The following is a 4,982-nucleotide window of genomic DNA, read 5'->3' as shown; positions in this document are numbered from 1 at the left end:
TTGTGGTTTTGAGATTCAATTTTAACATGAAATTAGGGGGTCGTTGTTTTTTTATGCAAAAAAACTTTCGAAACCTTGATATATAAAGATTTTAAAAAGAAAAGTAGTGTAGAAACTTTACACTAACAAAAACTTTATGGAGGAAATAATATGAATAAAATAAAAATAACTCCTAAAAAGCTAAAAGGAGAAGTAAATATTCCTCCTTCTAAAAGTATGGCACATAGAGCAATTATATGTGCTTCTTTAAGTAGAGGAACAAGTATTATAGATAATGTAGATTTTTCGGAGGATATGATTGCTACTATTAATGCAATGAAAGCTTTAGGAGCAGATATAAAAATAGAAGAAAATAAACTTATAATAAATGGAGAAAATACTTTTTCTCTAAAGAATATAGTAATAGATTGTAATGAATCAGGTTCTACTTTAAGATTTTTAGTACCTTTAAGTATATCTAGAAAAAATAAAATAAATTTTATTGGAAAAGGTAATTTAGGAAAAAGACCTTTAAATACCTATTATAATATTTTAAATGAAAAAGGTATTAAATATAGTTATAAAAAAAATATATTGGATTTTAATATAGATGGTGAACTTAAAGGGGGAGAGTTTAAAGTTGAAGGTAATATAAGTTCACAATTTATAAGTGGTTTATTATTTGCTCTTCCATTGTTAAAAGAAGATTCAAAGATAATAATAACAACAAATTTAGAATCAAAGGGATATATAGATTTAACATTATCAATGATAGAGAAATTTGGAATTAAAGTTGAAAATAAAAATTTAGAATATAAAGAATTTATTATAAAAGGAAATCAACAGTATAAACCTTTTAATTATAGAGTAGAAGGAGATTATTCACAGGCAGCATTTTATTTATGTGCAGATGCATTAGGTAATGATATAGTATGTAAGGATTTAAATTTAAATTCTCTTCAAGGAGATAAAGAGTGTATAGATATTTTAAAAAGAATGGGAGGAGTTGTAGAAGAACATAAAGGAATAAAAATTATAGCAAAAAATACTGAAGGAACTATAATAGATGCTTCTCAATGCCCAGATGTTATACCAGTTTTAACTGTAGTTGCAGCACTAAGTACAGGAGAGACTAAAATAATAAATGGAGAGCGTTTGAGAATTAAAGAGTGTGATAGATTAAATGCTATTTGTATTGAATTAAATAAATTAGGAGCTAACATTAAGGAACTTAAAGATGGATTAATAATAAATGGTGTGAAAAGCTTAAATGGAGCTAATATTAGTAGTCATAATGATCATAGAATAGCTATGAGCATAGCTATTGCATCTACATTATGTAAAGGTGATATTACTTTAGAAAATCCTGAATGTGTAAAAAAATCCTATCCATCTTTTTGGGAAGATTTTAAAAGTATAGGAGGAAAATTTATTGAAATATAATTTAGGAGGTACATTAGCATGAGTGGAGTATGGGGAAAAAATATAAATCTATCTATTTTTGGTGAATCTCATGGTGAAGCTATAGGGATTGTTATAAATGGCATAGAACCAGGTTTTGAAATAGATATAGATGCAGTAAAAATGGAAATGAAAAGAAGGGCACCAGGAAGAAATTCTTTATCTACTCAAAGAAAAGAGGAAGATATACCAGAAATTTTAAGTGGATTATTTGAAGGAAAAACAACAGGAGCACCTATTTCTATGATTATTAGAAATTCAGATAAAAAATCTAAAGATTATTCAAAGTTAAAGGATATAATGAGACCAGGTCATGCTGATTTTTCAGGAAAAATAAAATATAAGGGATTTAATGATTATAGAGGTGGTGGACATTTTTCAGGAAGAATAACAGCACCTTTAGTATTTGCTGGAGCCATTGCAAAGCAAGTTTTAAGTAAAAAAGGTATATGTATTGGCTCACATATAAAGCAAGTTGGAAAAGTTAAAGATAGTAATTTTGATTTTGTTAATTTAAATAAAGAAACACTAAATAAACTTTTAAATAAAGAGTTATCAGTTTTAAATGATGATAACATTGATGAAATAAAAGAAGAAATATTAAGTTATAAAAAGCGAGGAGATTCAATAGGAGGAATTATTGAGTGTGGTATTGTTGGAGTAGATGTAGGACTAGGAGAACCATTTTTTAATTCTTTAGAAAGTACTATAGCTCATTTAGCTTTTTCAATTCCAGCTGTTAAAGGAATTGAATTTGGAGTAGGATTTGATTTTGCTAATATTTCTGGTTCACAGGCTAATGATGAATATTATATAAAAAATGAACAGATTAAAGCATATAGTAATAATAATGGAGGAATAACAGGAGGTATAAGTAATGGAATGCCTATTGTTTTTAGAGTTGTTATTAAACCTACACCATCTATTAGTAAAGAACAAAGAACTATTAATTTTAACACAAAAGAAAATACTATGTTAAAAGTAGAAGGTCGTCATGATCCATGTATAGTACAAAGAGCTTTAGTGGTTGTTGAGGCTATTGCAGCTTTAGCAATTTTAGAACTTTACAAATAATAAATTATAATTAATTATGATCTATTATGATTGCGGGGTGAAAAAATGGAATTAAATAAATGTAGAGAAAAAATAGATGAAATAGATAAAGAACTTATTAGACTTTTTGAAGAAAGAATGGAAATAGTATTAAAGGTAGCCAAATACAAACAAGAAAAAAAATTACCTGTATTTAACAAAAAAAGAGAAGAACAGGTAATAATTAAAAACTTAAATGGAATAAATAATGATGAAATTAAGCCTTATGTAAAGGAAATGTTACATTCTTTAATGGACATAAGTAAAAAATATCAATGCAAAAAAATTGGATTAAGAGAAATACCTCTAAATAAAAGTAATGAAATTAAAATAGGATTTCAAGGATTAGAAGGTTCTTTTAGTGAAGAAGCTTTGATAGCATACTTTGGCGAAGGATATGAAACATGTAGTTATGAAAAATTTGAAGAGGTATTTGAAGGATTAAAATATAGAAATATAGATTATGGCATTTTACCTATTGAAAATTCATCTACAGGTTCTATAACTGAAATATATGATTTACTAAAAAAATATGGTTTTTATATTGTAGGAGAAACAAAAATAAAAATAGAGCATAATCTTTTGGGGATAAAAGGAACTAAAATAAAAGAAATAAATGAAGTATACTCTCATCCTCAGGGGTTTGAGCAAAGTAGTGAATATTTAAAAACTTTAGATTGTATTAATATACCTTATTATAATACAGCCATAAGTGCAAAATATGTTAAGGATAATAATAATTTTAACAAAGGGGCTATTGGAAGTAAGAGAGCGGCTAAGATTTATGGATTAGAAGTACTCAAAGAAGGAATAAATAATGTTAAAGAAAATTTTACTCGTTTTATAATAGTAGGAAAGAATTTAGAAAGTAATGAAGTATGTAATAAAATGACTATAAGCTTTACTCTTCCTAATGAATCGGGAAGTTTATATAATCAATTAAGAGTTTTTTCAGAAGCAAATATAAACTTAATTAAGATAGAATCTAGACCAGTAGGAGATGGCACTTTTAGTTATATCTTTTATATAGACATAGAAGGTAATATAAAAGATATAGTTGTTAAAAAAGTTCTTGAAAAAGTATCTGAATTAACTTGTCAATTTAGAATATTAGGATGTTATAAAAAATTTAATGACATAATACACTAAAAATATAAAGGAGTAGATTTTTAATGGATATATTTGGACTAATAGGAGAGAAATTATCTCATAGTTTTTCACCTAAAATTCACAATCCTATATTTAAAGAATTAAAAATAAATGGAGTTTATAATTTGTTTTCTGTAAATAGGAAAAATTCTTTTGATATAGTTAATTCCCTAAAGATTTTAGGTGTTAAAGGTGTAAATGTAACAATTCCCTATAAAGAATTAGTAATGGAGCAACTTGATTATATTTCTCCAGAAGCAGAAAAAATTGGTGCTATAAATACTATACTTATTAAAGATGAAAAATCTTATGGATATAATACAGATTATTATGGATTTGGAAAAATGCTTGAAAGAGAGTTTATAGAAATAAAGAATAATAGTTTTTGTGTATTAGGTGCTGGCGGTGCTGCTAAAAGTATTATTCATTATTTAAATGATATGGAAGCCGAGAAAATAACATTAGTTTCTAGAGATAAGGAAAAGGCTAAAGTAAAGTTTTCTAATATAGATATAGAAGTAATAGATTATGAACAATTGAAAAATATAAAAAATATTTATGGTGTAATAAATACAACTCCATGTGGTATGTTTCCTAATGTGGATAAAAGTGCTATTAGCAAAGAAGTATTAAAAAAGTTTAAAGTAGCTATAGATATAATATATAATCCGCAAGAAACATTATTTTTAAAGTGGGCAAAGGATTTAGGATTAAAAGTGGTAGATGGATTATTTATGTTGGTTGGACAAGGAGTTAAAGCAGAAGAAATTTGGAATGAATGTAATATATCTAAAAAATGTGAAGAAAGTATATATTTAAATTTATTAAAAGAATTAAATAATAATTAAGTTTAATAATTAAAATGGAAAGGTAAAAGGCATGAAAAAAAATATTTTATTAATAGGTATGCCAGGCTGTGGAAAAACAACTTTAGGAAAAGAATTAGCTAAAAAAATTAACTATAAATTTATAGATATGGATGAATTTATAGTAGAAAATAGCGGAAAAAGCATAAAGGAATTATTTGAAAAGGGAGAAGAAAACTTTAGAAAAATAGAAAGCAAATGTTGTGAAATTTTAAGCACTTTTGATTATGTAGTTATTTCATCAGGTGGTGGAGTGATTAAAAAAGAAAAGAATATTAGATATTTTTCTAAGTTTAATATAGTATTTATTAATAGACCAATATACTTAATTATGAAAGATTTAGATATTAATTCAAGACCTTTATTACAGGAAGGAAAAGAAAAATTAATAAATTTATATAAAGAAAGAATACATTTATATAATATATATAAAGA

General features: G+C 25.5%; 5 protein-coding genes. All 5 read left to right on the top strand.

The window, feature by feature from the left end:
• Positions 1–150 precede the first annotated feature (150 nt).
• Positions 151–1,422 carry a 3-phosphoshikimate 1-carboxyvinyltransferase gene (gene aroA / locus GBZ86_RS12635; protein WP_152891191.1) on the top strand — a complete coding sequence of 424 codons (1,272 nt, stop codon included), beginning with the start codon at positions 151–153 and terminating at the stop codon, positions 1,420–1,422.
• Positions 1,423–1,440: 18 nt separating this feature from the next.
• A complete protein-coding gene (gene aroC / locus GBZ86_RS12630) occupies positions 1,441–2,514 on the top strand; it encodes a chorismate synthase (RefSeq protein ID WP_152891189.1) in 1,074 nt (357 codons plus the stop codon).
• A 45-nt stretch (positions 2,515–2,559) separates the two neighbouring features.
• Positions 2,560–3,681: a prephenate dehydratase gene (gene pheA / locus GBZ86_RS12625; RefSeq protein ID WP_152891187.1), complete on the top strand. Its 1,122-nt coding sequence runs from the start codon at positions 2,560–2,562 to the stop codon at positions 3,679–3,681.
• Between the two features lie 23 nt (positions 3,682–3,704).
• On the top strand, positions 3,705–4,529 hold the full coding sequence (aroE, locus tag GBZ86_RS12620; RefSeq protein WP_152891186.1) for a shikimate dehydrogenase: 825 nt from the start codon (positions 3,705–3,707) through the stop codon (positions 4,527–4,529).
• 31 nt (positions 4,530–4,560) lie between these two features.
• A partial coding sequence (locus GBZ86_RS12615) for a shikimate kinase (RefSeq protein WP_152891184.1) occupies positions 4,561–4,982 on the top strand: 422 nt, incomplete at its 3' end.

Origin of the sequence: Clostridium tarantellae (assembly GCF_009295725.1) — a bacterium.
Taxonomy (GTDB): Bacteria; Bacillota; Clostridia; order Clostridiales; family Clostridiaceae; genus Sarcina; species Sarcina tarantellae.
This window is presented reverse-complemented; position numbering and strand designations above follow the sequence as displayed.

Bases quoted from the DNA above. Each gene is read 5' to 3' on its own strand.
- aroA (WP_152891191.1), top strand. From the start codon at position 151: ATGAATAAAATAAAAATAACTCCTAAAAAGCTAAAAGGAGAAGTAAAT.
- aroC (WP_152891189.1), top strand. From the start codon at position 1,441: ATGAGTGGAGTATGGGGAAAAAATATAAATCTATCTATTTTTGGTGAA.
- pheA (WP_152891187.1), top strand. From the start codon at position 2,560: ATGGAATTAAATAAATGTAGAGAAAAAATAGATGAAATAGATAAAGAA.
- aroE (WP_152891186.1), top strand. From the start codon at position 3,705: ATGGATATATTTGGACTAATAGGAGAGAAATTATCTCATAGTTTTTCA.